The organism is Micromonospora sp. NPDC049204, assembly GCF_040647935.1.
In the GTDB taxonomy this organism is placed as follows: domain Bacteria; phylum Actinomycetota; class Actinomycetes; order Mycobacteriales; family Micromonosporaceae; genus Micromonospora.
Genome location: NZ_JBEZDC010000002.1, coordinates 529,142 through 554,873, shown reverse-complemented (window position 1 = coordinate 554,873; position 25,732 = coordinate 529,142). Strand labels below are relative to the sequence as shown.

Below are 25,732 nucleotides of genomic sequence, written 5' to 3'. Positions count from 1 at the left end.
CGACTCCCCCGCAACGGGGAGATCTCAGCGGTGGTCGGCCACGTACTGCTGGGGGTCCTTGTCGCGGAACGGCAGATTGCGGCCGTTCTTGTGCTCGCCGTAGAAGGTCAGCCAGCGTTGGCCCAGCTCGGCGCGGAGTTCGGTGCTGGCGTGCCGGCGGAAGTCGGGCAGCGCCTCGTCCTCCTCCTCGGCGAGGTGCTCGCTGTTCTCCCGGCGGGCCGTGCCGACCGCCTCCCACCACTGGTCCGAGCCGACCGGGTGCAGTTTCGCCTCGGCGACGGCGTCGCGGATCTTGTTGTGGTCGCCGATCGCGTCGGCGGTCTCGTCCTCGCCGTCGTCGCCGTGCTTGACCAGGTGCGGGTAGAGGATCGCCTCCTCCGCCTCGGCGTGGATGTCCAGGTGCAGGGCGAGGGCGTCCCAGATGGCGAGCATCTCCTGCTCGTCGCGGGCGTCGTCGAGGCGGGCGAAGCCGCGCCGGAAGGCGGCGTGGTCGTCCAGGATCAGTGCGGTGATGTCGTCCACTGTGCTCACTTTCCGGTGGTGTTGGCGAACCGGGCACGCAGCATCGCCGGCATCGCGGCGAGTCCGGTCACCGGGCGGAAGCATTTCGCGGCCTCGGCCAGCGCCGCGTACTCGTCGTCGGCGAGGTCGATGTCCGCGGCGGCGGCGTTGCGTTCCATCTGTTCCACCCCGGACGCCCCGGGGATGGCGAGCACGTTCGGGTGGCGCAGCAGGTAGGCCAGCGCGATCTGACTGGGGGTGGCGTCGTGGGCGTCGGCCACCTGGCGCAGGGTGTCGATCAGGACCGCGCCGCGTTCCAGGTTCTCCGGCAGGAAGTACGGGTTGGCCCGCCGCACCGCGCCGCTCGGCGGGTTCTTCGCGTCGTAGCGGCCGGAGAGGAAGCCCTGCGCCAGCGGGCTGTACGCGATGACCACCCGCCCGGCCTGGCGGGCGTACGGCAGCAGGTCCTGTTCGGGGGCGCGGTCCAGCATGCTGTAGCGGACCTGGTTGCTGAGCACCCGCCGGCCGAGCGCCGCCTCGGCGACCTGCCAGCGGCGCAGCCCGTAGTTGCTCACGCCCACCTCGCCGACCAGCCCGACGTCCTGCAACACCCGCATGCCGCGCATGGTGGTGTGGTCGGCGACGAGCGGGTTGGGTTGGTGCACCTGGTAGAGGTCGATGCGGGTGACGCCGAGCCGGGCCGCCGAGGCGACCGCCCGTTGCTGCACCACCGCCGCCACCGGCACCACCGGGAAGATCTTGCTGGCGACGGTGACGTTGGGCCGGTCGTCGCCGAGGGCGGCGCCGAGGATCCGTTCGCTGCGCCCGAAGGCGTAGATCTCCGCGGTGTCGAAGACGGTCACGCCCAACTCGACGGCCCGGCGGACGATCTGCGCGGCCCGCTTCTCGAAGTCCGGGCCGTAGCCCCATTCCCGGGAGCCGAACTGCCAGGTGCCCAACCCGATCCTGGACAGCGGTTTGGGGGTGTCGAGGGCAATGAAACGCATGGCGTCGAAACTACCCCGCTGTCCTGATTCGCACGCGTGATCCGGGGTACCGCGGGCCGGAGCTAGGCTCATGATCGTGACCTACCTCGCCGCGGATGACCGCTACGACACCATGACCTACCGGCGCAGCGGACGCAGTGGCCTGCGACTGCCCGCCGTCTCCCTCGGGCTCTGGCACAACTTCGGTCCGGACCGCCCGTTCGACCGGCAGCGCGACATCGTCCGGCGCGCCTTCGACCTGGGGGTCACCCACTTCGACCTGGCGAACAACTACGGGCCGCCGCCCGGTTCGGCGGAGGAGAACTTCGGCCGGCTGCTCGCCACCGACCTGAGGGCCTACCGGGACGAGCTGGTCATCTCCAGCAAGGCCGGCTACCTCATGTGGCCCGGCCCGTACGGCGAGTGGGGCTCGCGCAAGAACCTGATCTCGTCGCTGGACCAGTCGCTGCGCCGGATGGGGCTGGACTACGTCGACATCTTCTACTCGCACCGGTTCGACCCGGACACCCCGCTCGAAGAGACGATGGGCGCGCTGGACGCCGCCGTCCGCTCCGGCAAGGCGCTCTACGTGGGCATCTCGAACTACAACTCCGAGCAGACCGCACGGGCCGCCGCGATCCTGCGCGACCTGGGCACACCGCTGCTGATCAACCAGCCGTCGTACTCGATGCTCAACCGCTGGACCGAGTCCGACGGCCTGCTCGACACGCTGGAGCAGGTCGGGGCGGGTTGCATCGCGTACAGTCCGCTGGCCCAGGGCCTGCTGACCGACCGTTACCTGGGCGGCATCCCGGACGACTCGCGGGTGCGCACGAGCGTCTTCCTCAACGAGAGCGACCTCAGCGAGGAGAAGATGGCCACCATCCGCGGTCTCGGCGCGATCGCCGAGCGGCGCGGTCAGTCCCTCGCGCAGCTCGCGCTCGCCTGGGCGCTGCGTGATCCACGGATGACCAGCCTGATCATCGGGGCGAGCAGCGTCGGACAGTTGGAGACGAACATCGCCGCGCTGGACAACCTCGACTTCACCGCCGAGGAGCTGGCCGAGATCGACGGTCTGCTGCGCTGACCCGCGCGGGCGGGCCGGGTCAGCAGATCCGGCCCCGCCCGACGCGGTCGGCCGCGGTCACCGTTTCCCGTCGAGGGCGGCCGCGGCGCGATCGGCGAGATAGCCCAGGTAGGCCAGGTAGGGCACGACGAGCAGGGCGAGCACCAGCACGGCCGCGATCACCGGCGGGTCACCGTAGGCGGCCCCGAGCAGGATCGGCAGCGGGGAGGCGACCGCCAGCAGGATGCCCGTGCGGCACAGGGGCCGGGCGACCCGTTGGTGCGCCGCGTGCCAGTGCTCGGCCGAGCGCATCGTCGCCGGGGTCCGCACACCGGGGCTGCGGTTTCTGTTCACCGTGGGTCGCAGCGCGACCCGGGAGGTGAACACCACGAGCCATCCGAGGAACGCGTAGACCGCTGTCACAAACGCCCCGGCCAACACTCCGGCACCTCCCACCCATCGCTGAGGATCATTCTAGGTGGCGGGGAATCCCCAGGGTGGGTGCGGCGTTTCGATACTCGGAACCGCTGGAACCAAGGAGGCAGACATGAAGGTACGTAGCTCGTTGCGTGCGCTGAAGCAGAAGCCGGGTTCGGTGGTGGTCCGCCGTCGTGGCCGGGTGGTCGTGGTGAACCGCGCGAACCCGCAGTGGAAGAGCCGCCAGGGCTGATAACCCCCTTATCGGACATAGTGCAGTGCACGCCCCGACCGGGTCACTCCCGGTCGGGGCGTTTTGTCGTTCGCAGATGGCCCCACGACGGACGCTGGGCCATCGGCGAGCGGACGGGTGGGGACGAAAAGAAGCGGCCCGGTTGATGATCATCAACCGGGCCGCTGCCCTACGTTCGCAAGGTGGAGCCGAGGGGACTCGAACCCCTGACCCCCACACTGCCAGTGTGGTGCGCTACCAGCTGCGCCACGGCCCCTTGCTGTCGTCCCGGTCGCCCGGGCACTGGGAAACTATACACAGACCGGCCCGCATGGTCATCTCGCGGGGTCCCCCGCCCGGGGCGGGTCAGTTGAGCGCGACGTCCGGCGGGAAGTGGGCGACCGCGGCCATCATCCCGCCCTGGCGGCGCAGCACCATCGGCCACAGATCGTCGGGCCGGTCGACGAACGCGTCACCGGGCAGCCCGTCCAGCACGAACCAGGAACCGTCGGCGATTTCCTGCTCCAACTGGCCGCTGCCCCAGCCGGAGTAACCGGCGAAGACCCGGATGCCACCGATGCTCTCCCGCAGCCGCTCCGGGTCGACCGAGAGGTCGATCGTGCCGACCGCTCCGGAGACCTGGTGGAAGCCCTTGAGCCGGCGCATCGGGTGCCGCATCCGGGCCAGGCAGATGGCCGAGTCAGGCTGCACCGGCCCACCCTCGAAGAGCACTGCCGGGTAACGGGCCAGATCGCTCCAGTCGCCGAGCACCTCGGCCACCGGCACCTCGGTGGCCCGGTTCAACACCACGCCGAGCGCGCCGCCCGGCTCGTGGGCGACCAGCAGCACCACCGTACGGTCGAAGTTCGGGTCCTTGAGCGCCGGAGTCGCGACCAGCAGCCGCCCGGTCATCGACTCCATCGCTCGTCCGCCGATCGCCTGACCCTCTCCCTGCATCCCACACACCCGTCAACCGTGAGCCCGCGCTGTGGATCGGTCATCTGCCGGATCCGCCCGGTGCATCGAGATCAGCCGTGCTGTCAACGCCATGCCTGGCACCATAGCCTGCGTCCCGGGTGCTGGCTAAGGGCTGACCGGCAGGTGATCAGACAGTTAAGACAGCTCCCTGTTCACCCCGATGCCCCTGACCAGGTACGGGCGTGGCCGGCTGGATGAGCCCGTGGGAAACACCCGAAAGGTCCGTCACATCCCGATAGATTCGGCTGATCGGGAGGGGCGACTGCTGTCGTCCCTCCCGCGACACGAAGGCGGGTGGCGATGGCAACGGTCCGGGACGCGACGTACGACGTGCTCCGCACCCTCGGCATGACCACCGTCTTCGGCAACCCCGGCTCGACGGAGGAGCCGTTCCTGCGGGACTTCCCCGCCGACTTCCACTACATCCACGCGCTCCAGGAGGCGACGGCGGTCGCGATGGCCGACGGCTACGCCCAGGCCAGCGGGACAGCCGCCCACGTCAACCTGCACACCGCCCCGGGCACCGGCAACGGCATGGGCAACCTCGTCACCGCCTGGCACAACAAGACCCCGCTGATCGTCACGGCCGGCCAGCAGACCCGGGAGATGCTGCTGCTCGAGCCTCGGCTGGCCAGCCGGCGGCCCACCGAACTCCCCCAGCCGTACGTCAAGTGGGCCTACGAGCCGGCCCGGGCACAGGACATCCCGGCGGCGGTGCTGCGGGCGTACGCGACGGCGGTGCAGCCACCAGCCGGGCCGGTCTTCCTCTCCCTGCCGATGGACGACTGGGCCCAGCCGGCCGACCCGCCGCCCGCACCGCGAACGGTGGCCACCCGGTTCGCGCCGGACCCACAACGGCTGGACGAGTTCGCCCGGGTCCTGGCCGGCAGCGACAACCCCGTGCTGGTGTACGGCCCGGGGGTGGACCGCTCCGGTAGCTGGCCGACAGCTGTCGCGCTCGCCGAACGGCTGGCCGCACCGGTCTGGTCGGCCCCCGCACCCGAACGCGCCGTGTTCCCGGAGGACCACCCGCACTTCCGCGGGGTGCTCCCGTACGCGATCGGTCCCCTCGCCGAGGCTCTGCGCGGCCACGACACGGTGCTTGTCGTCGGCGCTCCGGTGTTCCGCTACTACCCGTACGTGCCGGGCGGGCACCTACCGGACGGCGCCCGGCTGCTGCACGTCACGGACGACCCCGACGAGGCCGCGCGTGCCCCGGTCGGGGACAGCCTGCTCGGCGACCCGGGGCTGACGCTGACCGCGCTCGTGGACCGGGTGCCGCCGGCCGACCGGGTGCCGCCAACACCCCGCGACACACCGGCCCCGCCGGAGATCACCGCCCCGCTGAGCGCCGACGCCCTGTTCGCCGGGCTGGCCGCGCACTGGCCGGCCGATGGCGTGCTGGTGCAGGAGTCACCGTCCAATCTGTCCGCTCTGCGCCGGCAGTTGCGGATCACGCGCCCGGCGTCGTACTTCACGATGGCCAGCGGCGGCCTCGGCTACGGCCTGCCGGCCGCGATCGGGGTGGCGCTCGCCGAACGGGACACCGGGCGCGGCCGTCCGGTGGTGGCGGTCATCGGCGACGGCTCGTTCCACTACTCGGTGCAGGCGCTGTGGACCGCCGCGCGTCTCGCACTGCCGCTGGTGGTCGTCGTCCCGGTCAATCAGCAGTACGCGATCCTCAAGGCGTTCGCCGAGCTGAAGGACACCCCCGGGGTGCCCGGCCTGGACCTGCCGGGGTTGGACATCGTCGCCATCGCGGCCGGCTACGGCTGCGCCACCGAGGTCGTCGAGACGCCCGACCAACTCGGTACGGCGCTCGCCACCGGGCTGCGTGCCGACGGGCCGACCGTGTTGCCGGTGCCGATCAGCACCGACGTGCCCAGCATCCTCTGAGGGCCGCCGGTCAGCTCCGGTGCCCGGTCAGCGTGGGGCGATCGACAGGGGTGCTCCGCTGGCGACGTCCAGGACCGGCCGGGCGCCCAGCGGCGCCGCCAGGGTGATGGCGACCGGTTCCAGCTTCAGTATGGCGGGGCAGTCGCCGGTGCCCCGGGCGGCGCTGCCGCCCACCACGACGACGTCGGGCCGTTCCCACACCAGCGGCGTGATGCCGGTGTCGCAGGCGCCGACGCCGAGCCCCACGGTCATCCGGACATCGTCGACCGCCGTCAGGTTCTGGGCGCCCACCAGCCCGTCGGCCAGCGGACGGGCCGGCGCGGAGGGTTGGGGAATGGGCGTGACCGCGGTCGGCGCGACGGCGAGCCGGGCCACCGGGGTGGCCAGTTCCTTGATGGTGAACAGCCAGGCCGGGACCTGCGCCGTGCCCCGGCTCGTGCGGACCGGCACGGCACCGAACGTGACACCGGTGACGGTGAGCGAGAGACAGGCCGTCTGCGTCGCGCTGGTGGCCCACCCGTCCGGCCCTGGTTCGACGCTGGGGCCGCCGGGGCTCGGCCGGCCGGGCCGCTTCGGTCGCCCCGGGCATGGCAGCGGATCACCCTGGTCGAGCTGCCGGTACGCCTCGGCGGCACTGACCAGCGGCAGCGTCAGCCGGCCGTCCGGGAAGCGGATCTCCCCGCCGACCCGGGTGGGCGGTATCGCGGCCTCCGCCCGGTACCACCCGGCCTCGAACGCGGTCTTCGTGTCGGACGTGAAGCGCGGGTCGCCGGTGAGCACCGTGGGTCCCTCCAGCGGGACGTACCCCGTGCTCCACGCGGGGCCGGGTCGCCACGCCTCGGCGACCTCGGCGGCCCGCTTGTCGAACGCCTCGCCGCGGGGCGACGGGTGGCGAGGCCCGACGGGCGGATCGGCGACGGGCGCGGCGCAGCCCGCGGTGAGCAGCAACGGGAGTACGAGCAGCAGGGCCGGTCGACGCATGTACGGTTCGACGCCGCCGCCGACCCCCCGGTTCCCGGCCGACCGCTCAGGTCTCGCCGCCCAGGTCCGTCTGGTACGCCTCCCAGAGCAGGTCGGCGCCGCGCCGCCGATGCCGGGCCAACCTCCGCAGCAGGTGCCCGGCGCGGTGCCGCAGTTCGGCGGGATCGACCTCGGGCCGCTCGGCGATCCGCTGCACGGCGAGGATCGCCGCGATGATCCCCGCGTGTTCCCGGGTCAGCATCCGTACCCCGTGGTCCAGCCGTGGCGACTGGGTGAGCAGCTCCCGGTAGAGGCCGGCCGGACCCTCGGTGGCCCGGACGTGCTCGGCGAACCCCTGCCCCACCGGACCCAGCCGGAGCAGGACGCCTTCCCGCCAGCGCGGCTCGGTGGGAGGCACGGTGACGGCCCGGCCGAACGCGTGCACGTCTCCGGCCAGACCGGCCGGGCGTGGCTCACCGGGCAGCTCGACGGGATGCGGCGGTACGGCGGACAACCGGGCGACGAGTGACGACTGCTGGACCGGACCGGTGACCATGGCACCTCCCGTGCTGCGCTGCTATCCCATACCGCGATGGTGAGCGCGCCCGACCGTGCCTGTAAAGGCCCCGCGAGTCCTCATCTGCCCCGAGGGTCCCGACAGTCCCGCCAGTCGCAGGGGCAACCGACCCACCGTCGCTCAGCCGAGCTGGGGGTGTTCCGCCAGGCGGCGCAGTTGGCGGGCGACGGCGTGCGCGTCGCCGTCCCGACCGTCGACGGGTCGGCCCGTCGTGATCGCGTCGGCCAGCGCGCGCAACTCGGACGGGGGCAGGCTGCTCAGCCCCATGCCCTGCACCGCGATGGTGACTCGCCGTCCATCCTCGTGGTCGGTCGCGATGATGGCGGGTGTTCGCTGCCGACCCGCCGGAAAGTCGTCCGCGGGCTCGCCGTACGACAGCGAGGCGGCGTCGATCCGGGCGGTGGCGAGGTCGACGTCGCGCGTCCGGAACGCGCCCCGGACCCGGACGTGGCTGCCCTCCAGCCAGGCGGCCGTGCGGAGCACCCGCAGCACCAGGTAGATGCTGAGCAGGACGAACGGCAGCCCGCAGAGTCCGATGAACGGGCTCAGCCCGGCGTGGTCGGCGCCACCGTCGGCGTCGCGCAGCGCGGGTGGCAGCATCCCCGGCGGCACGTCGCGAGCCTCCTCGTAGGAGGAGAACGGGTCACCCGGGCCGGACAGTCGCCCCAGCACCCCGCCGGCGACCAGCGGCAACACCACGAACGCCGCGGCGACGGCGGCGATGAACACGCCCACCACCACCGCCCACGTCCGCTGTGCCGGTGAGGCGCCGACCGACAGGCGCAGCTCCTGGTTCGTCACAGGGGGCAGCGTAGGCGAGCCGCGTACACGACGAAGCGCCCCGGCTGGTGGGCCGGGGCGCTTCGCTCGAGGTGGTGGAGGTGCCGGGAATCGAACCCGGGTCCTTCGCCGGTTTGTCAGGGCTTCTCCGAGCGCAGCTCGCTGTGCCTCTACTCGGCCCCACCGCTCACGCGAGCAAGTTGGTGTGACGGGCCCAGTCGCTGATTAATCTCGCCGCACGGACCCCGCGACCGGGTCCGGTTGGCCAGCCTCCTAGCTGATGCCGGCTACTGGGACGAAGGCGTTCCCAGACCGACAGACTTAGCTACTCGCCTCAGGCGGCGAGAGCGAAGTCAGCGCGTTGGTTATTGGCGCTTATAAAGTTCCGACGACCGATTCTCGAGACGACGTCGGCTTCCTCGGCTCGCTTCCCCTGTCGCTGCGTACGAAGTCGAAACCAGTCACCCCCTCGACAGGCCACCGATGTGGTGGCACTGACAAGACTAACGCCTGGCGCAACGGCTTTCATCCCGAGCCCCGGGCCGGCGTGCCGACCCGGACAAACGGGACGTTCTACTCGTCCATTCCCTTGCCGCGCCGACCCGACACCCGGGCGATCTCCCGGTCCGCGTCCCGCTTGGCGAGGTCCTGGCGCTTGTCGTACGACTTCTTGCCCTTGGCCAGGGCGATCTCGACCTTGGCCCAGCCGTCGGAGAAGTAGACCTGCAACGGAACGATCGTCAGACCGCCCTCGCGGGTCTTGCCGACGAGCTTGTCGATCTCGACCCGGTTGAGCAGCAGCTTGCGGGTACGCCGGGGCTCGTGGTTGGTCCAGGTGCCCTGCGTGTACTCCGGGATGTGCATGGCGTGCAGAAACAGCTCGCCGTCCCGCTCCTGGGCGAACGCGTCGACAAGCGACGCCCGCCCGGCCCGCAGCGACTTGACCTCGGTGCCGGTCAGCGCCATGCCTGCCTCGTACGTGTCGAGAATGGCGTAGTCGTGGCGCGCCTTCTTGTTGGAGGCGACCACCTTGCGCCCCTTTTCCCGTGGCATCGGTGCCACCCCCTCTCTCCGCTGCCCGTGGGCCGAGCGCACCTCGGCCGGACAACCGATCATGCTACCGGAACAACAAGGACCCTCCCGCGCCGTTTATTTCCGGCGGCGGAAGGGTCCTCGGGAGACGACGGGACGACCTAGACCCGCAGGTAGAAGCGCAGGGTGATCCAGGCGGTGCCCGCGCTGATCAGACCACCGACGCCGGCCATCAGCGGGAAGACGACCAGGATGTCACCCCAGCCGATCGGCGAGAGCAGACCCTGCAACGCGCTCAACGACCCGTCGAAGAGCAGGTACTTGGCCGCGACCAGGGCCACCAGACCCAGCAGTGAACCGATCAGGCCGGCCACCACCGCCTCCAGCACGAACGGCGCCTGGATGAACCAGTTGGACGCGCCGACCAGCTTCATGACCGCCACCTCACGCCGCTTGCTGTACGCGGCGACCTGGATGGTGTTCGCGACCAGCAGCAGGGCGGCGATCGCCATCACGGTGGCTGCGGCCAGGGCGATGTTCTGGATCGAGGTGAGGATGTTGAAGATCTTGTCGAGCAGTCGGCTCTGGTCGATGATCTCGTCGACACCGGCGCTGTTCTTGTACTGCTCGTAGATGTCCTTGTACTGCTCCGGGTTGTTCAGCTTGAGCCGGAACGACTCGGGCAACTGGTCGGGCTTGACCACGTTCACCAGGTCGGGCGCGTCCTGGTACATGACCTTGAACTTCTTGTACGCCTCGTCCTTGTTGACGTAGAAGACCTCCTTGACCAGGGGGTCGCTGTCGAGCTTGGCGTTCAGGTCGGTGCGCTCCTGCTCGCTCACCTCCTGCTTCAAGAAGATCGAGACTTCGATGTTCTTGTAGTAGGTGACCTTCATGTCGTCGACCTGGCGGTACATGAGACCGCTGGCGCCGAGCATGGTCAGCGAGACCGCCATCGTGATGATCATCGCGATGGACATGGTCACGTTGCGCCACAGTCCGACCAGTACCTCGGACAGGACGTATTTCACGCGCATCGGGATTTCCTCCGGGTCTCCGGCATGAAGTGTTCGTCGTCAGGCTGCGCAGGGGTGGAGAGCCGGCTCACCCGTAGACGCCGCGGGCCTGGTCACGCACGATACGACCGCTCTCGATCTCGACGACGCGGCGGCGCATCTGGTTGACGATGTTGGAGTCGTGGGTGACCATCACGACGGTCGTGCCGGTGCGGTTGATCCGGTCCAGCAGGCGCATGATCTCGATCGAGGTGTCCGGGTCCAGGTTTCCGGTGGGCTCGTCCGCCAGCAGGATCAGCGGACGGTTCACGAACGCCCGGGCGACGGCGACGCGCTGCTGCTCACCACCGGAGAGCTCGTGCGGGTACCGGTGCTCCTTGCCACCGAGCCCGACCAGCTCCAGCACCTCCGGCACGACCCGGCGGGCAACCGCCTTGGTCTTGCCGATCACCTCGAGGGCGAACGCCACGTTCTCGTACGCGGTGCGGTTCGGCAGCAGCCGGAAGTCCTGGAAGACACAGCCGATCGAGCGCCGGAAGTGGGGTCGCTTCCAGGAGCGCATCGATGTGACGTCCTTGCCGTTGACGACGACGCGACCCTTGTTGGGGGCGACCTCGTGCAGCAGCATCTTGATGATTGTGGACTTGCCGGAGCCGGATGGACCGATGAAGAAGACGAACTCGCCCTTCTCGATCGAGACGGACACGTTGTCGAGCGAAGGCCGGGACGCCTTCGGGTACGTCTTCGTCACTTGCTCAAGCTGAATCACGGGTGGTGAGTCTACGCGGTGTAACAACTGAGCCAAGCCCCACGCCCCGCCGATCCGGCACGAGTCGTCGAATCAGGCCTCTACCTGGAGATCGACGACGCGTTCCGCCCGCGTGTCGTTACGCTCCGTCGCCGGCGAGTTGCCGCTGCTTACGCCAACGGATGCCCGCCTCGATGAAACCGTCCAGATCGCCGTCGAACACCGCGCTCGGATTGCCGGTCTCCTGCTCGGTTCGGAGATCCTTCACCATCTGATACGGGTGCAGGACGTAGGAGCGCATCTGGTCGCCCCACGAACCGGCGGCGTTCTCCTTGAGCCCCTCCAGCTTGGCCTGCTCCTCCTGGCGCTTGCGCTCCAACAGCCGGGCCTGGAGCACCCGCAGCGCGGAGGCCTTGTTCTGCAACTGGGACTTCTCGTTCTGACACGTGACCACGATGCCGGTCGGGATGTGGGTCAACCGGACCGCCGAGTCGGTGGTGTTGACGCTCTGCCCACCGGGGCCGGAGGAGCGGTAGACGTCGACGCGTACCTCGTTCTCCGGGATGTCGATGTGGTCGGTCTGCTCGGTGACCGGCAGGACCTCGACGCCCGCGAAGCTGGTCTGCCGGCGGCCCTGGTTGTCGAACGGGCTGATCCGGACCAACCGGTGGGTGCCCGACTCGACGCTGAGCGTGCCGTACGCGTAGGGCACCTTGACCGCGAAGGTGGCCGACTTCAGACCCGCCTCCTCGGCGTAGGAGGTCTCGTAGACCTCGGTCGGGTAGCCGTGCCGCTCCGCCCAGCGCAGGTACATCCGCAGCAGCATCTCGGCGAAGTCGGCGGCGTCCACGCCACCGGCGCCCGCGCGGATGGCGATCAGCGCCTCCCGGGAGTCGTACTCGCCGGAGAGCAGGGTGCGGACCTCCATCTCCTGGATGGCCTTGGTCAGCCCGGTGATCTCCGACTCGACCTCGAGCAGCACGCCCGGGTCGACCTCGGCCTCGGCCAGCTCCAGCAGAACCTGGGCGTCGTCGAGGCTGGACCGGAGGCTGCCCAGCTTGCTGATCTCGCCGTTGACGTACGACAGCTGCGAGGTCACCTGCTGAGCCTTGGCCTGGTCGTCCCACAGGTCGGGGGCGGAAGCCTCCTGCTCGAGGCGGGCCTTGTCCTCGTGGAGTCGGTCGAGGTTGAGGACGGCCTCGATGTTTCGCAGGGTCGCGTCGAGTTCCTTGAGCTGTTCGGCGTAATCGGCAGCGGTCACGACAGGTAAGCGTACTGCGCGGACGACGATTGAGCTTGCGAGCCCCGCGGTCCGGCGCGAAAGCGGCACTCCGCCACCCCGCGCTGAGCAGCTCCTACCCTTCGGGCGAACCCGCCGCGGATCACCCGACCGGCGCGGACTTCAACCAGGACAGGGCCGCCCGGTGATAGGCGACGGCGAACTCCAGCGCGCTGGCGTCGTACGTCTCGCCATCCCGTTTGGCGTTCTTCACCTGCTCCCGGACCTGGGCGAGGGCCTCGGTGTGGTATTCGTTGGCCGAGGCGTACAGGCCCTTGAGCTGGCTGGCGGAGTGCAGGTTGCCGAAGGCCATCCGCAGCGCGATCGGGTTGCGGATGGTGTCCCGCCCCGGGTTCTCGGCCAGCCAGCGGGAAAATGTCCGTTTTCCGCTGGCGGTGAGCGCGTACGGCTGGCTCATCCGCGGCCCCGGCTTCCCGAGCCGCACGAAACCGCGCTCGGCCAGCACCGGCAACTCGCGGTAGACCTGACTGCGTGTCATCGACCAGTACGGCGCCAGACGGCGCTCAGCGGCGGCCATCAACTGACCGCCTGTCATCGGGCCCTCGTGGAGGAGGCCGAGCAGGGCCGCCGCCGTAGGGTTGACTCCGGAATCCGCCATGCCCCCTACGCTGCCACTTTGCGCACCCGGCGTCCAGGATTTGCCGGTTTGCCACCCAACAGGACTTCCTAAGTGCACTGTCGGCGGCAGACTGTCCGTTGAGGACCGTCGATGGATCACGACCCTCGGCCGACCCGCCGGCGGCACCGCGTGCCCCCGGCGGGTCGTCGCCGCAGGTCAGCCCATGTGGGGGTAGGTGTGGTCGGTCGGCGGCACGAAGGTCTCCTTGATCGTCCGCGGCGACACCCAGCGGACCAGGTTGAGCCAGGAGCCCGCCTTGTCGTTGGTGCCGCTGGCCCGCGCGCCGCCGAAGGGCTGCTGCCCGACCACCGCGCCGGTCGGCTTGTCGTTGATGTAGAAGTTGCCGGCCGCGTACCGCATGCGCTCGGCGACCGCGTCGACCACCCGGCGGTCGGTGGCGAACACCGAGCCGGTCAGCGCGTACGGGGCGATCGACTCGGCCTGCGCCACCACGTCGTCGAAGCGGGCGTCGTCGAACACGTGCACGCCCAGGATCGGCCCGAAGTACTCGGTGGTGAAGGTCTCGTGGGCGGCGTCGCCGCACTCGAAGAGCGTCGGCCGGACGAAGTAGCCGACCGAGTCGTCGGCGGTGCCACCGGCCAGCACGCGGCAGGAGTCGTCACCGGCGATCAGCTCCAACGCGGCGGTGTGCCGGGCGAACGCCTTGTCGTCGATCACCGCGCCACCGAAGTTGCCGAAGTCGGCCACGTCGCCGTAGGTCAGCGAGTCGGCGGTGGCGGCCAGCCGGTCCCGCAGCCCACCCTCCCAGATCGAGCGCGGCACGTACGCCCGCGAGGCCGCCGAGCACTTCTGACCCTGGTACTCGTACGCGCCGCGGATCAGCGCGGTGTGCAGGGCGTCCACGTCGGCGCTGGTGTGCGCGACCACGAAGTCCTTGCCGCCGGTCTCGCCGACGAGGCGCGGGTAGCCCCGGTAACGGGCGATGTTGTCGCCGACGGTCCGCCACAACTGCTGGAAGACCTTCGTCGAGCCGGTGAAGTGGATGCCGGCCAGGTCCGGGTCGGCGAGCACCACGTCGGAGACCTCCTCGCCCCGGCCGGTGACCATGTTGATCACACCGGGCGGGAGGCCGGCGGCCTCGAACAGCCGCATGGTGAAGTGCGCGGCGAACTGCTGGGTCGGACCCGGCTTCCAGATCACCGTGTTGCCCAGCAGGGCCGGCGCCGACGGCAGGTTGCCGGCGATGGCGGTGAAGTTGAACGGGGTGACCGCGTAGACGAAGCCCTCCAACGGGCGGTGGTCGAAGCGGTTCCAGACGCCGGGGGAGGACGCCGGCTGCTCCTCCAGCAGACGCCGGGCGAAGTGCACGTTGAACCGGAGGAAGTCGATGAACTCGCACGCCGAGTCGATCTCCGCCTGAATCGCGGTCTTCGACTGGCCGAGCATGGTGGCGGCGTTGAGGGTGTCGCGCCACGGGCCGGCGAGCAGCTCGGCGGCGCGCAGGAAGATCGCCGCCCGCTCCTCGAAGGGCAGCGCCCGCCACATCGGAGCGGCATCCTTGGCCGCCTTGATCGCGGAGCGCGCGTCGTCGTGGGTGGCGTGCCCGGTCACGCCCAGCACGTGCGCGTGCCGGTGCGGCTGCACCACGTCGATCGAATCACCGCCGGCCATCCGCTGCTCGCCGCCGATGGTCATCGGCAGGTCGATGCGCTCGGCGGCGAGCTCGGTCAGCCGCCGCTGGAGCCGGTCCCGGTCGGGGCTGCCCGGCTCGTAGTTGCGAACCGGCTCGTTGCGCGGCTCGGGAACGGAGAACACGGCATCCATCAAGGCTCCTGGCGATCTCGACAGCAGTGGCGAAACCGGACCCGCGGGCACCGACCGGGCGGCCGGACACCGGTCGCCGCACGGGAGGGCCGAGCAGCGGCGGGACCTCCCGTAATTCTCCCACGAAGGCCTGCGCACCCTGCCTCCGCCATCGCCCTCGACCAAGGACCGACCCACCCCTGCTCTCCTTACCGACCGGGTTCGATCCGGCAATCCGGCCCGCGTTCCGTGCGCCGCCGCACCCTCCGCGCCCGGCCGCGCTGGGGGTGCTGCGTCTCGGCAGGACCGGTGGGCCGCAGGTGTCGCGGTCGTCCGCGGCGGCGGAGCGCCCAGCCGAGCCGCGTACCCTGAATGATCGGTGACCTGCCGCCTCGAAGGGGAGACGATGACCAAGCAGCCCGGCCGCGTCCCGGCCGCGGAGTCGCACGAGCCGGCGGCCGACGCGGCAAGCCCGAGCAGCCGGCCGCTGCCCGCGCCCGGCGCGGCGGTGCTCGCACTGCTGGCGCTCGGTTGGCTGGCCGCCATGCTCTGGTCCACCCGGGAGGCCATCACCTCGGCGGCGGCCGGGGTGACCGCGATCAGTCTCTCCGCGTTCGCCCTACCCGGCGTGATCTCGGCCGCGCTGGTCGGCGGGGCGGCCGTCGCGCTGGCCGGCGGCAACCTGCTGGCCCGCCGGTACGGCGACTGGGCCACCCTGCGCTTCGCCGGGGCGATCGGCGGCGGAATGCTCGTCGGGCTGGCGGCCGCGGTCGCCATCAACCTCACCTACTTCGACACCTCGACGACGAACGTGATCGCCGGCACCACGGCGGCCGCGGCGATCATCGGTGGCGCGGTGGCCGCCGCGCGGACCGCCCCGGCGGTCGGTGCGATCGTGACCGCCGCGCTGGGAACGCTTGTCTTCGTGGTCGCGTTCAGCCAGGCCCGGGACCCGCTGTTCGACCTCTTCGGGGCCGGCGACAGCCAGCAGTCGGTGGTCGACGCGGCCAAGTGGGTGTCCCGCACCGAGTCGCTGGTCGCGGGGTTGCTCGCCGGTCTGCTCGCCTTCGGTTACCTGACCTGGGCGCGACGCCGGGCGGTCCGCCGCGACCCTGCCGCTCGGGCGCTGCGCTGGCCGGCGTACCTGCTCGCCGGTGCCGGGCCGGGGTTGCTCCTGCTGCTCGCCGAGGTGATCATCCGGGTCGGTGGCCGGTCGCTGCTCGACCTGGCCAGCGCGCTCAGCGAGGCGGACGCGGTGGCGCAGACCTCGCTGGGCACCTCGCGGGTGGACAACGGGATCTGGGTGCTCTTCGTGGGGGCGCTGACCGCGCTTATCGCGTTCGGCCGCACGCTCGGCCCGGCCCAGACCGACGACGACGACGACCCGGCCGGCAGCCCGGCCGCCGTCGCGAGCCAGGTCGACCCGGAGGACGACGAGCCGGACCCGGCCGAGGCGTTCGACGCTCCGGCTAAGGCGTTCGACGCTCCGGCCGAGGCGTTCGAGGCGGACCCGGCCAAGGCGGACCCGGCCCGCTGACACTCGCCCGGCAGGGCGTCGCCTCGCGGTCTCGCCCAAGATCGTGCTCGATCCTTGTTGTAGTGGTGTCGGGTCCAGGGGGATGCCACTACAACAAGGATGTTGCGCGACCTTCCGTTGGCCGGCTCAGCTCGCCGCGTGTAGCAGCAGGTCCAGCTCCGTCACGTCGTACCACTCCAGCTCGTGGTCCTCCGCGCCATCGACGGTGAACTGGGCGTCGGGATCGCCGGCCGCCGCCTCGGCCACCACCTCGGCCGCCGCGGCGACATCCTCGACCGCGTCCGTACCGTCGACGTGCAGGGCCGCGACGGCAGCCACCGGCACGGCCTCGGCCAACGTCACCGTGCTGGACCCCAACTCACCGTCGCCCCGTCCGAGCGCGCTCGCCGGCAGGTCGACCGACACGACGACGCGGCGGCGGGGAGCGGACGGGTCGGCCCGCAGCAGGTGCAGCGCCTCCTGGGCGGCCCGGGTGAAGGCGACGTACTCCAACTCCTCCTCGTCGCCTTCGGCGTACCACTCGCGCAGCGCGGGGGTCACCGCGTGCGCCTGGTCGGCGGCCAGCCCTTCCGCGCGCAGTCGGGCCACCATCGGTACGGTCGCCGGCACGTACACCCGGACTCGGTCATCGGTCACCGGTCGTCTCCCCCGCTTCGTCCTGCACCGGCGTCCGCCGGCACGGGCGCAGATCATGCCGCACGCCGTGACCGTCATACACCCCGACTCCGGCCGGCGGAAGTTTCCGCGCGGTGTGTCCCGCGCGGTCGACCTCCCGTGAACCGGCCAGGTGCTGGGCGGGCTGGGCTGTCGATGGCAAACTGAGCCAAACGACATCAACCCCGGGAGTTCGTGTGGAGCCAAGGTTCCTGTTGCTCTCCGACGTCGCCACCGAACTGAACGTGTCGGATTCGCAGGTGTACCACATGGTGCGCAGCGGTGAACTGCCGGCGATCAAGATCGGTGGACGGGGCCAGTGGCGCGTCGAGCGCGCACGGCTGGAGGAGTACATAGCGCGCAAGTATTCCGAGACCGCCGAGTGGGTGCAGAGCAACCCGCTGCTTGACCGCGATCCGGAGTAGTCGCCCCTCCTCCACGACCCAACCCGACACCTAACGCACCGCGCTTGATCCACTCCGTTATCTGGAAAGCGGCTGTCCAGCCCGGGCTGATACCGCGCCTTTGGCACCACCGAGTGGATCATGCCCGGCGAGGGACGCGATGGGTCGTCGGACCATTGACGGAGACCACTTTCTCGCTCAGAATTGCGCTGTCGGAGGCAAACGAAGGCAAACGCAAGATCGAAGGGGTCCATGATGAGCGAGGCGCGACCCGGCCCTTCCCGACCGCCCGTGCGGCTGCGCCCCGTCCCGCCCATCGATCCGCCGTACGCCGACGAGGCCGACGGGTCGTACTGGCCGGCACCCGTCCACGGCCAGCTCGCCCTGGACCTGTTCGCCTCGACCCGGCCAGACCCGGTCCGACCATCGGAGCGCCGGAGTGCCCTCCGCCCGGTGCCGAGCCGGTCCACCACCCACCCGGTGACGCCGCTACCACCGGCGACCGCCCCGGAAGCCACCCGAGCCGCGCATCGCTTCGTCGGCAGCTGCCTGGAGGTGATCAACGGCTACCGGTCCCCGGCCCAGGTGCGGGCACTGCTCGACCCGGCCCAAGCGACCGACCTGCTGACCGAGCTGGCCCGAGCAGGTCAGCTGCTGACCGGGTCGACCTGCGCATCCGGGCGGACCGGGGCACCTCGCCGCCGGGCCGGTCGACCCCTGGTCCGGTTGCTGCGCATGCGGGTCTGCGAGCCCCGGGACGCCGCGGTCGAGGCGGCGGCCGTCCTCACCGGCGCCGGCGGTCGGAGCTGGGCCATGGCACTCCGCCTGGAGCACCGTCGGGGCCGCTGGCTCTGCACCGCCCTGCACGTCCTCTGACCGCAAGCGACGCGCCCAAGGGCACCGCACCCGTGCCTTCGAACGAGGTGGCCTCGTCGACCCTGCGGCGCCCCAGCCGAGCGCGGCCTCCAAGGCGATCCACGCCGCGCGACCTCAGCCGAACGCGACCTACCCCGCGCGACCTCAGCCAAGCGCGACCCCAGGCTCTGCGCGACTTCAAGTGCGGACCCAGATGGCCTGCCCTGGCTGATCGACTCGGGTTTTGGGAAGTCGGGGCATCAGATGGCCGCTGATGCCCCGGTTTCCATGAGGTCGAGATGATCATCGGGTGACGGCGCTGGGCGGCATGTCACGCGGGAGACGACGAACGGGTCCCGGCCTGTCTGGCCGGGACCCGTTCGTCAGGTGCTGTTGGTCAGTTGCCGCCGTTGGGGGCGCCGTGGCAGCGCTTGTACTTGCGGCCCGAGCCACACGGGCACGGCGCGTTGCGGGACGGGCCGTTGCTCGCCTCCGCCTGGTTGGCTGACGGCCGGCGGGAGGCGGCCGACGGAACCGCCGGGCCACGCAGACCGGCCGCCGGACGTTGCGGGGCGGACGGAGCGGTCCGGCCCGGTGCCGCCGGAGCGCCCGGGGCGGGGCGGCCCACACCGAGCGCCGGAGCCTGCTGCTCGGCCTGCTCGATGACGGGAGCGCCAGGGCTGGCCTCACCGTCGATGGTGGGAGCCGAGTATTGCAGGCCCTGCCGCCGCGGTGCCTGGTTGAGGCCCTTGGCTCGGATCTCCACCGGCTTGTCCAGCAGCGCGACCTCTTCCGAGCCCGCGTCCGGCTCCGGTTCGGTCACCTGGACGTCGATGTTGTAGAGGAAGCCGACCGTCTCTTCCTTGATGCCGTCCATCATCGTGGCGAACATGTCGAAGCCCTCGCGCTGGTATTCCACCACCGGGTCGCGCTGGGCGTACGCCCGGAGGTTGATGCCCTCCTGGAGGTAGTCCATCTCGTAGAGGTGCTCGCGCCACTTCCGGTCGATGACCTGGAGCAGCACCATCCGCTCGAGCTGACGCACACCCTCGGTGCCGACCTCCTCCTCGCGCCTGTCGTACGCGGCGTTGGCGTCCTCCTTGAGTCGGGCGACCAGGAAGTCGGCGTCCATACCGGCCCGCGAGCCGCCGGCGTCCTCCTCCAACTCCTCGATCGTCACGCCGACCGGGTAGAGCTGCTTCAGGCTGGACCAGAGCTGCTCAAGGTCCCAGTCCTCGCCGTAGCCATCGGAGGTGGCCCCCCGCACGTACGCCTCGACGGTGTCGTCGATCATGTTGCGGACCTGGTCGGAGAGGTCCTCACCGTTGAGCACCCGAAGACGCTCGGCGTAGACGACCTGGCGCTGCTTGTTGAGCACCTCGTCGTACTTCAGCACGTTCTTGCGGATCTCGGCGTTCTGGCCCTCGATCTGAGCCTGGGCGCTCTTGATCTGCCGGGTGACCATCTTCGACTCGATGGGCACGTCCTCCGGGATGTTGAAGCGCTCCATCACCGCCTCGACCGCCCCGGCCCGGAACCGCCGCATCAGCTCGTCCTGCAGGGACAGGTAGAAACGGGACTCGCCCGGGTCACCCTGCCGGCCGGCGCGACCGCGCAGCTGGTTGTCGATCCGCCGGGACTCGTGCCGCTCGGTGCCCAGCACGTAGAGGCCACCGGCGGCGGAGACCTCCTCCGCCTCGACGTCGCAGGCCTGCTTCCACGTGGGAAGGACCTCCTCCATCGCCTTGGCGTACTCTTCCTCGTTTTCCAGCGGGTCGAGGCCGCGCTGGCGCAGCTCGTTCGCGGCGAGGAACTCGGGGTTGCCGCCGAGCAGGATGTCGGTGCCGCGGCCGGCCATGTTGGTGGCCACGGTGACCGCGCCCTTACGCCCGGCCTGGGCGACGATCTCGGCCTCCCGGGCGTGGAACTTGGCGTTCAGCACGTTGTGCGGGATGCCCCGTCGGCGCAGCAACTGGGAGAGGATCTCGGAGTTTTCCACCGAGACGGTGCCGACAAGCACCGGCTGGCCGAGTTGGTGCCGCTCGGCGATGTCCTCGATGACCGCGTTGAACTTGGCCTTCTCCGTCTTGTAGATGACGTCCGGCCGGTCCTCGCGAACCATCGGGCGGTGGGTCGGGATCGTCACGACGCCGACCTTGTAGACCTTGTTGAACTCGCTCGCCTCGGTCTGCGCCGTACCGGTCATCCCGGACAGCTTCTCGTAGAGGCGGAAGTAGTTCTGCAGGGTGATGGTGGCAAGAGTCTGGTTCTCCTGCTTGATCTCCACCCCCTCCTTGGCCTCGATCGCCTGGTGCATGCCCTCGTTGTAGCGGCGGCCGTGCAGGATGCGACCGGTGAACTCGTCGACGATCAGGACCTCACCGTCGCTGACGATGTAGTCCTTGTCGCGCTTGTAGAGCTCCTTGGCCTTGATGGCGTTGTTGAGGTAGCCGACCAGCGGCGTGTTCACCGACTCGTAGAGGTTGTCGATGCCGAGCCGGTCCTCGACCTTGGCGACACCCCGCTCGGTCACCGCGATGGTGCGCTTGGAGTGGTCGACCTCGTAGTCGCCCTCGCCGTCGGTGCCGGGCTGGAGCCGGGCCACGACCCCGGCGAACTCGCCGTACCAGCGGGCCGAGTGCTCGGCCGGGCCGGAGATGATCAGCGGGGTGCGGGCCTCGTCGATCAGGATGGAGTCGACCTCGTCGACCACGGCGAAGTTGTGGCCGCGCTGCACCAGCTCGTCCTTCGACCAGGCCATGTTGTCGCGCAGGTAGTCGAAGCCGAACTCGTTGTTGGTGCCGTAGGTGATGTCGCACTCGTAGGCGGCCTTGTGCTCGGTGGCCGGCCGGTTGGGCAGCACCACGCCGACGGTCAGCCCGAGGAACTCGTGCACCCGACCCATCCACGCCGCGTCACGCTGGGCGAGGTAGTCGTTGACCGTGATCACGTGCACGCCCTTGCCGGACAGCGCGTTGAGGTAGACGGCCATGACCGAGGTCAGCGTCTTGCCCTCACCGGTCTTCATCTCGGCGATGTTGCCGAAGTGCAGCGCCGCGCCGCCCATCACCTGGACGTCGTACGGACGCTGGCCGAGCACCCGGGCGGCCGCCTCGCGGGCCACCGCGAACGCCTCCGGCAGCAGGTCGTCGAGGGTCTCCCCGTCGGCCAGCCGCTCCCGGAACTGGTCGGTCATGCCGGCCAGCTCCTCGTCGGTGAGGTTGACGTAGTCGTCCTCGATCGAGGTGACGGCGGCGGCGATGGCCTTGAGCCGGCGCACCATGCGGCCCTCGCCCGCGTTAAGGACCTTTTCCAGAATCGACACGGATCAACGCTCCCCTAGACAGTCTCGAACCATCGTAGGCGCTCCATCGGCGCGATGGTCACTGGTGGCGGTGGTCGACTCCGCCGAACCCGACATAATTCGCGTCCTGCGCACCCCTCGAACGTTATCCGGTTACGCCGTCGGCGAACGGTGCGGCACGATGCACGGGTGGAGCCCGTGGAGATCATCGAGGACGGCGTGCTGCTGCGGCCCTGGCGTGGCACCGACGCCGACGCGGTATACCGGGCGTGCCAGGATCCGGACATTCAGTACTGGACCACTGTGCCACGCCCATATCGGCCCGAACACGCCCTCAGCTTCGTCACCGAGATGAGCGAGACGGCCTGGGCGGGGGGGACCAAGGCGCCGTTCGCGGTCTGCGACCCGGCGACAGGTGAACTTCTCGGCTCGTGCGGGTTGGTCTCCATCGAGCGGGACGGCACCGGCGAGGTGGGTTTCTGGACCGCCCCCTGGGCACGCGGCCGGGGCGTGATGGTCCGGGCCACCCGGGCCGTGGCCCGCTGGTCCTTCGACACCCTCGGGCTGCGCCGGCTGATCTGGCACGCCGAGGTGGGCAACCACGCCTCCCGGCTGGTGGCCCTCCGGGCCGGTTTCCGGATCGACGGCCGGCTGCGGCTGGCCAACCCGCCGACGCGGTCCGACGCGGACGGCTGGATCGGCTCGCTGCTGCCCGGCGAGGTCCCCGAGCCCGGGGCGACCGGGCCGGCCGGTCCCGGCACCCTCGCCGCCCGGCGCGCCGCGGTCTTCGGCCGCCCGCAGCCCACCCTGTTCGCCACCGTCGGGGCCGGTGAGCTGCGTCTGCGGCCGATGGAGGAGCAGGACCTGGATGCCGTGGTGGAGACCTGCCGGGACCCGGAGTCCATCCGCTGGACGACCGTGCCGGACCCGTACGAGCGGGCCGACGCGCAGGGGTTCCAGGCCTACGGCCAGGACACCTGGGCTCGGGGCCAGGCCGCCTGCTTCGTGGTCGCCGACCCGGACGACACGTACGCCGGCACGATCGCCCTACGGCTCTCCCCCACCGACGCCCTGCTGGCCGACGTCGGCTTCATGACCGCGCCGGCGGCGCGTGGCCGGGGGTACATGCCGGCCGCGCTCGTCGCGCTCAGCGCCTGGGGCTGCGCCACGCTGGGCCTGGCCCGCATCGAGTGGAAGGCGAACGTGGGCAACACCGCCTCCCGGCGGGTGGCGGAGAAGGCGGGCTTCACCTTCGAGGGGACCGCCCGGGGCGGGGTGCAGCACCGGGGCGAACGGGTCGACGCGTGGGTGGGCGCGCTGCTCGCCAGGGACCTGGTCTGATGGCCCTGCGGCAGGTCGTCGAGGCGCACGGCGTGCGGCTGCGCCCCCTTCGGGCCGAGGACGCCGCCGACGTGGTCGACGGCTGCGCGGACCCGCTGACCCAACGTTTCGTCTCGAACCTGCCCACGCCGTACAGCCGGACCGATGCCCGGTGGTGGATCGACGTCGGCGCCCCGGCGGTCTGGACCGGCGGCGGCGCGGCGTACGCCGTCGCGGACCCGGCCACCGACCGGCTGCTCGGCGCGGTGGGGCTGAGCAACCCGGTGCCCGCGCGGGGCCAGGCCGAGATCGGCTACTGGCTGCGGCCGGCGGCGCGTGGACGCGGGCTGGCCGTCGCGGCCAGTCGCGCGCTCAGCGAGCACGCGTTCGCCACCGGAACGGTTCGACTGGAGTTGCTCACCGACCCGGAGAACGGCCCGAGCCAGCGGGCCGCGCTGGCCGCCGGTTTCCGCTACGAGGGTTCGCGCCGGTCGGCCGGTTCGGGCCGCGAGGGGGGTCGACACGACCTGCTGGCCTGGGTACGCCTCGCCGACGACCCGCCCGGACCCGTCGCCCGGCTGCTGCCCGACCTGCCCGGCGGGGTGCTCACCGACCAGGTGGTGAGCCTGCGCCGGCTCGCGCCGGACGACGCCGAGCTGATGTACCGACTGCACAGTCGACCCGAGGTGGTGGCGAACCAGGCGCCGCCCGTGCCGCCGACGCGGGAGGCGATCGAGCGACGGTGTCGTCTCGCGGAGAGCGGGTGGCTGACCGGGGACATCGCCCGACTGTTGATCACGGACGTGGCCGGCGGGGAGCCGGTGGGCAGTTGCGGGCTGTCGTACACCGACGTGGCGGCCGGCGAGGCGTCGGTCGGCTACGCGTTGCTGCCCGGCTGGCGCGGCCGGGGGTACGCGACCCGGACGGTCCGGCTGCTGGCGGACTGGGCGTTCGGGCCGGCTGGTATCGCGCGGCTGACCGCTGGCACGGTGCCGGACAACACCGCGTCGCACCGCGTGTTGGAGCGGGTCGGGTTCCGGCGCGAGGCACTGCAGCGTGGCCGGCTGCCCGGGTTGGCGGGCACCCGCCTGGACGATTTGACCTTCGCGCTGCTGCCGGCGGAGCGGCGCTGACGTCGCCGGGGGTCACGGGGTTGCGCTGGGCTCCCCCAGCACAACCCCGTGACCGCGGATCGGCTGGTGGTCAGGTGGCGAGGGAGATGATGCCGTAGTCGTAGGCGTGGCGGCGGTAGACGACGCTCGGGCGGCCGGACTCCTTGTCCTGGAACAGGTAGAAGTCGTGGCCGACAAGTTCCATCTCGAACAGCGCGTCGTCGATCGTCATCGGCTCCGCCGGGTGCACCTTCTCCCGGGCGATGTGCCACGGCTGGTCGTCGTGCTCCTCCTCGACCCGCTCCGCGACGGCGGTGCCGGCGCGGGCACCGTCGAGCGACGCGCTCAGCGTGCTGGTCCCCAGGTCGGCGACCGGCAGGCCCGCGGTGGCCTCGGCGACGGAGATCGGTGCGTGCCGCCCCCGGTGTACGCGACGGCGGTCGGCCGCACGACGCAGTCGGGTGTCGAGCTTCGCGATGGCCGCGTCGAGTGCGCTGTAGAAGTCGTTCGTGCAGGCCTCGGCCCGCATCACCGGACCCTTGGAAACGCAGGTGATCTCCACCCGCTGGCAGTGTTCGGCCTGGCGCGGATTGCGCTCGTGAAACAACTCGACATCGACGCGAATCAGTTTGTGGTCGTAGCGTTCGATCTTTGCGAGTTTCTCGGCTACGTGTACCCGGTAATGGTCCGGCACTTCGACGTTTCGGCCCTTGACCACGATGTCCACGTGACCTCCCTTGTTCGGACGGTCTTCGATCCGGCAACCCGGTCGCGCGCCGTGGGGGGACCCGCTGGCGTCGACCGGCTGGTACGGCTACGCCTCCTCTCACCGCCGAGGGTGGTGGAACGACCTCCTACCCCCGACAGCGAAACGCTAACTCCTGTTGGCCCGGCAGTCACCCCAAGTTGCCGAGACTCCCAGGATTTTCGCAGCTGATACACCAACGAGTGAAACGGAAACACAGTCGGTTACGAGAAGTGTCTTTTCTGGGTCGCGGCGAGCACCGCGGCGACACTCGGCACCCATCCGGTCGCGCTCAGCACCCGGGCCGCAGCGGCCAGGGTCACGCCTGTGGTGACGATGTCGTCCAGCAGCACCACGACCGGCGCGCCCGCGGCACGCGCCCCACTCGCGGTGGCGCGCGGCCGGAACGCGGCCTCGGCCGCCGCCGCGCGCCCGGCGCTGTCCAGGCCCACCGAGTCGGGCCGGGGCAGCGCCCGCAGCGGACGGTGCACCCGCGCCGTCCAGCCGCCCTGGTTGAGCCGGGCCGCGCAGTGCCGGGCCAACCGGTCCAGGTGGTCCCCGTACCGGGACCGGGCCGCCGTTGCCGTGTCCGGGACCGGGACCAGCGCCACGGGACGAGCCACGCCGACCGCCGCCGCGACAACCTCGGCGAGCAGTGCGCCGAGCGGCCGGGCCAGACCGTGCCGGCCGTGGTCCTTGTACGCCAGCAGAGCCTCGCGCAGCGGACCGGCGTAGGGGCCGAGAGCGACGCAGGACGGCAGGCCCGGCGGCGCGGGCGTCGGACGGACCGACCGTGGGCGCAGCGCGCCCAGGGCTGCCACGCAGTCCGAACAGACCCCGTGCCGCAGGCCGGGCCGGCGCTCCCGACAACCCGCGCAGGTGGTGGGCAACACCAGGTCGGCGAGGTCCGCCCAGAGCCCGGTCACCAC

General features: G+C 70.9%; 25 protein-coding genes, 1 tRNA gene and 1 other RNA gene. 8 read left to right on the top strand and 19 right to left on the bottom strand.

What is annotated here, in order from left to right; translation table 11 throughout:
• Positions 1–24 precede the first annotated feature (24 nt).
• Both AB0A90_RS05590 and AB0A90_RS05585 read right to left on the bottom strand, forming a co-directional pair.
• Entirely contained in the window at positions 25–531 is a 507-nt protein-coding gene (locus AB0A90_RS05590; RefSeq protein ID WP_124854064.1) for a hemerythrin domain-containing protein, read from the bottom strand.
• Positions 528–1,508 carry an aldo/keto reductase gene (locus AB0A90_RS05585; protein ID WP_357242078.1) on the bottom strand — a complete coding sequence of 327 codons (981 nt, stop codon included), beginning with the start codon at positions 1,506–1,508 and terminating at the stop codon, positions 528–530. The genes AB0A90_RS05590 and AB0A90_RS05585 overlap by 4 nt, the downstream gene beginning before the upstream one ends.
• Before the next feature lie 70 nt (positions 1,509–1,578).
• Here AB0A90_RS05585 and mgrA point away from each other — a divergent pair, with 70 nt between their 5' ends.
• Entirely contained in the window at positions 1,579–2,574 is a 996-nt protein-coding gene (gene mgrA / locus AB0A90_RS05580) for an L-glyceraldehyde 3-phosphate reductase (RefSeq protein ID WP_357242075.1), read from the top strand.
• Between the two features lie 57 nt (positions 2,575–2,631).
• On the opposite strand, the gene AB0A90_RS05575 is transcribed toward mgrA, so the two are convergent.
• Complete coding sequence (locus AB0A90_RS05575) at positions 2,632–2,991, bottom strand: SdpI family protein (RefSeq protein WP_357242072.1); 360 nt, start codon at positions 2,989–2,991, stop codon at positions 2,632–2,634.
• A gap of 109 nt (positions 2,992–3,100) precedes the next feature.
• On the opposite strand from AB0A90_RS05575, the gene AB0A90_RS05570 reads away from it, so the two are divergent.
• Positions 3,101–3,223 carry a 50S ribosomal protein L36 gene (locus tag AB0A90_RS05570; protein ID WP_030490864.1) on the top strand — a complete coding sequence of 41 codons (123 nt, stop codon included), beginning with the start codon at positions 3,101–3,103 and terminating at the stop codon, positions 3,221–3,223.
• Positions 3,224–3,406: 183 nt separating this feature from the next.
• Here the strand turns inward: AB0A90_RS05570 and AB0A90_RS05565 are convergent.
• Both AB0A90_RS05565 and AB0A90_RS05560 read right to left on the bottom strand, forming a co-directional pair.
• Positions 3,407–3,479, bottom strand: a tRNA-Ala gene (locus AB0A90_RS05565).
• Between the two features lie 89 nt (positions 3,480–3,568).
• The gene (locus AB0A90_RS05560) at positions 3,569–4,159 is read right to left on the bottom strand and encodes a YqgE/AlgH family protein (RefSeq protein ID WP_357098712.1); all 591 of its coding nucleotides are present in this window, start codon (positions 4,157–4,159) and stop codon (positions 3,569–3,571) included.
• A gap of 321 nt (positions 4,160–4,480) precedes the next feature.
• Between AB0A90_RS05560 and mdlC the strand changes: the two genes are divergently transcribed.
• Positions 4,481–6,076 (top strand): benzoylformate decarboxylase, encoded by a 1,596-nt coding sequence (gene mdlC, locus AB0A90_RS05555; RefSeq protein WP_357242069.1) that lies wholly within the window; start codon positions 4,481–4,483, stop codon positions 6,074–6,076.
• A 27-nt stretch (positions 6,077–6,103) separates the two neighbouring features.
• On the opposite strand, the gene AB0A90_RS05550 is transcribed toward mdlC, so the two are convergent.
• The 10 genes from AB0A90_RS05550 to pruA form a co-directional block, all read right to left on the bottom strand.
• Positions 6,104–7,057, bottom strand: coding sequence for a hypothetical protein (locus AB0A90_RS05550; protein ID WP_357242066.1), 954 nt, complete (start codon positions 7,055–7,057; stop codon positions 6,104–6,106).
• Between the two features lie 46 nt (positions 7,058–7,103).
• The gene (locus tag AB0A90_RS05545) at positions 7,104–7,592 is read right to left on the bottom strand and encodes a hypothetical protein (RefSeq protein WP_357242063.1); all 489 of its coding nucleotides are present in this window, start codon (positions 7,590–7,592) and stop codon (positions 7,104–7,106) included.
• A 141-nt stretch (positions 7,593–7,733) separates the two neighbouring features.
• Positions 7,734–8,414 (bottom strand): hypothetical protein, encoded by a 681-nt coding sequence (locus tag AB0A90_RS05540; RefSeq protein WP_357242060.1) that lies wholly within the window; start codon positions 8,412–8,414, stop codon positions 7,734–7,736.
• 72 nt (positions 8,415–8,486) lie between these two features.
• Positions 8,487–8,862, bottom strand: a transfer-messenger RNA (tmRNA) gene (gene ssrA, locus AB0A90_RS05535).
• A 104-nt stretch (positions 8,863–8,966) separates the two neighbouring features.
• Positions 8,967–9,446 (bottom strand): SsrA-binding protein SmpB, encoded by a 480-nt coding sequence (gene smpB, locus AB0A90_RS05530; protein ID WP_357242057.1) that lies wholly within the window; start codon positions 9,444–9,446, stop codon positions 8,967–8,969.
• 140 nt (positions 9,447–9,586) lie between these two features.
• The gene (ftsX, locus tag AB0A90_RS05525) at positions 9,587–10,462 is read right to left on the bottom strand and encodes a permease-like cell division protein FtsX (protein ID WP_357242054.1); all 876 of its coding nucleotides are present in this window, start codon (positions 10,460–10,462) and stop codon (positions 9,587–9,589) included.
• 67 nt (positions 10,463–10,529) lie between these two features.
• Complete coding sequence (gene ftsE, locus AB0A90_RS05520) at positions 10,530–11,210, bottom strand: cell division ATP-binding protein FtsE (protein ID WP_030331491.1); 681 nt, start codon at positions 11,208–11,210, stop codon at positions 10,530–10,532.
• 118 nt (positions 11,211–11,328) lie between these two features.
• The gene (gene prfB, locus AB0A90_RS05515) at positions 11,329–12,450 is read right to left on the bottom strand and encodes a peptide chain release factor 2 (RefSeq protein ID WP_357242050.1); all 1,122 of its coding nucleotides are present in this window, start codon (positions 12,448–12,450) and stop codon (positions 11,329–11,331) included.
• Positions 12,451–12,571: 121 nt separating this feature from the next.
• Complete coding sequence (locus tag AB0A90_RS05510; protein ID WP_091393967.1) at positions 12,572–13,087, bottom strand: PadR family transcriptional regulator; 516 nt, start codon at positions 13,085–13,087, stop codon at positions 12,572–12,574.
• Between the two features lie 177 nt (positions 13,088–13,264).
• A complete protein-coding gene (gene pruA / locus AB0A90_RS05505) occupies positions 13,265–14,893 on the bottom strand; it encodes an L-glutamate gamma-semialdehyde dehydrogenase (protein WP_357242046.1) in 1,629 nt (542 codons plus the stop codon).
• A gap of 385 nt (positions 14,894–15,278) precedes the next feature.
• On the opposite strand from pruA, the gene AB0A90_RS05500 reads away from it, so the two are divergent.
• Positions 15,279–16,409, top strand: a complete 1,131-nt coding sequence (locus tag AB0A90_RS05500; protein ID WP_357242043.1) for a hypothetical protein — start codon at positions 15,279–15,281, stop codon at positions 16,407–16,409.
• Positions 16,410–16,535: 126 nt separating this feature from the next.
• Here AB0A90_RS05500 and AB0A90_RS05495 read toward each other — a convergent pair whose 3' ends face one another.
• On the bottom strand, positions 16,536–17,045 hold the full coding sequence (locus tag AB0A90_RS05495; protein ID WP_357242040.1) for a hypothetical protein: 510 nt from the start codon (positions 17,043–17,045) through the stop codon (positions 16,536–16,538).
• Positions 17,046–17,260: 215 nt separating this feature from the next.
• Between AB0A90_RS05495 and AB0A90_RS05490 the strand changes: the two genes are divergently transcribed.
• Together AB0A90_RS05490 and AB0A90_RS05485 are read left to right on the top strand one after the other, a co-directional pair.
• Positions 17,261–17,488, top strand: a complete 228-nt coding sequence (locus AB0A90_RS05490) for a helix-turn-helix domain-containing protein (RefSeq protein ID WP_357242037.1) — start codon at positions 17,261–17,263, stop codon at positions 17,486–17,488.
• 231 nt (positions 17,489–17,719) lie between these two features.
• Complete coding sequence (locus tag AB0A90_RS05485) at positions 17,720–18,343, top strand: Rv3235 family protein (RefSeq protein ID WP_357242034.1); 624 nt, start codon at positions 17,720–17,722, stop codon at positions 18,341–18,343.
• Between the two features lie 376 nt (positions 18,344–18,719).
• Here AB0A90_RS05485 and secA read toward each other — a convergent pair whose 3' ends face one another.
• Positions 18,720–21,647 (bottom strand): preprotein translocase subunit SecA, encoded by a 2,928-nt coding sequence (secA, locus tag AB0A90_RS05480; protein WP_357242031.1) that lies wholly within the window; start codon positions 21,645–21,647, stop codon positions 18,720–18,722.
• A gap of 168 nt (positions 21,648–21,815) precedes the next feature.
• Here secA and AB0A90_RS05475 point away from each other — a divergent pair, with 168 nt between their 5' ends.
• A complete protein-coding gene (locus tag AB0A90_RS05475; protein WP_357242028.1) occupies positions 21,816–22,967 on the top strand; it encodes a GNAT family N-acetyltransferase in 1,152 nt (383 codons plus the stop codon).
• Entirely contained in the window at positions 22,967–24,079 is a 1,113-nt protein-coding gene (locus AB0A90_RS05470; protein WP_357242025.1) for a GNAT family N-acetyltransferase, read from the top strand. Before AB0A90_RS05475 ends, AB0A90_RS05470 begins: the two co-directional genes overlap by 1 nt.
• A gap of 70 nt (positions 24,080–24,149) precedes the next feature.
• Here the strand turns inward: AB0A90_RS05470 and raiA are convergent, their stop codons facing one another.
• Both raiA and AB0A90_RS05460 read right to left on the bottom strand, forming a co-directional pair.
• Positions 24,150–24,785, bottom strand: coding sequence for a ribosome-associated translation inhibitor RaiA (gene raiA / locus AB0A90_RS05465; protein WP_357242022.1), 636 nt, complete (start codon positions 24,783–24,785; stop codon positions 24,150–24,152).
• A gap of 242 nt (positions 24,786–25,027) precedes the next feature.
• The gene (locus AB0A90_RS05460; protein ID WP_357242019.1) at positions 25,028–25,729 is read right to left on the bottom strand and encodes a ComF family protein; all 702 of its coding nucleotides are present in this window, start codon (positions 25,727–25,729) and stop codon (positions 25,028–25,030) included.
• Between the last annotated feature and the right edge of the window lie 3 nt (positions 25,730–25,732).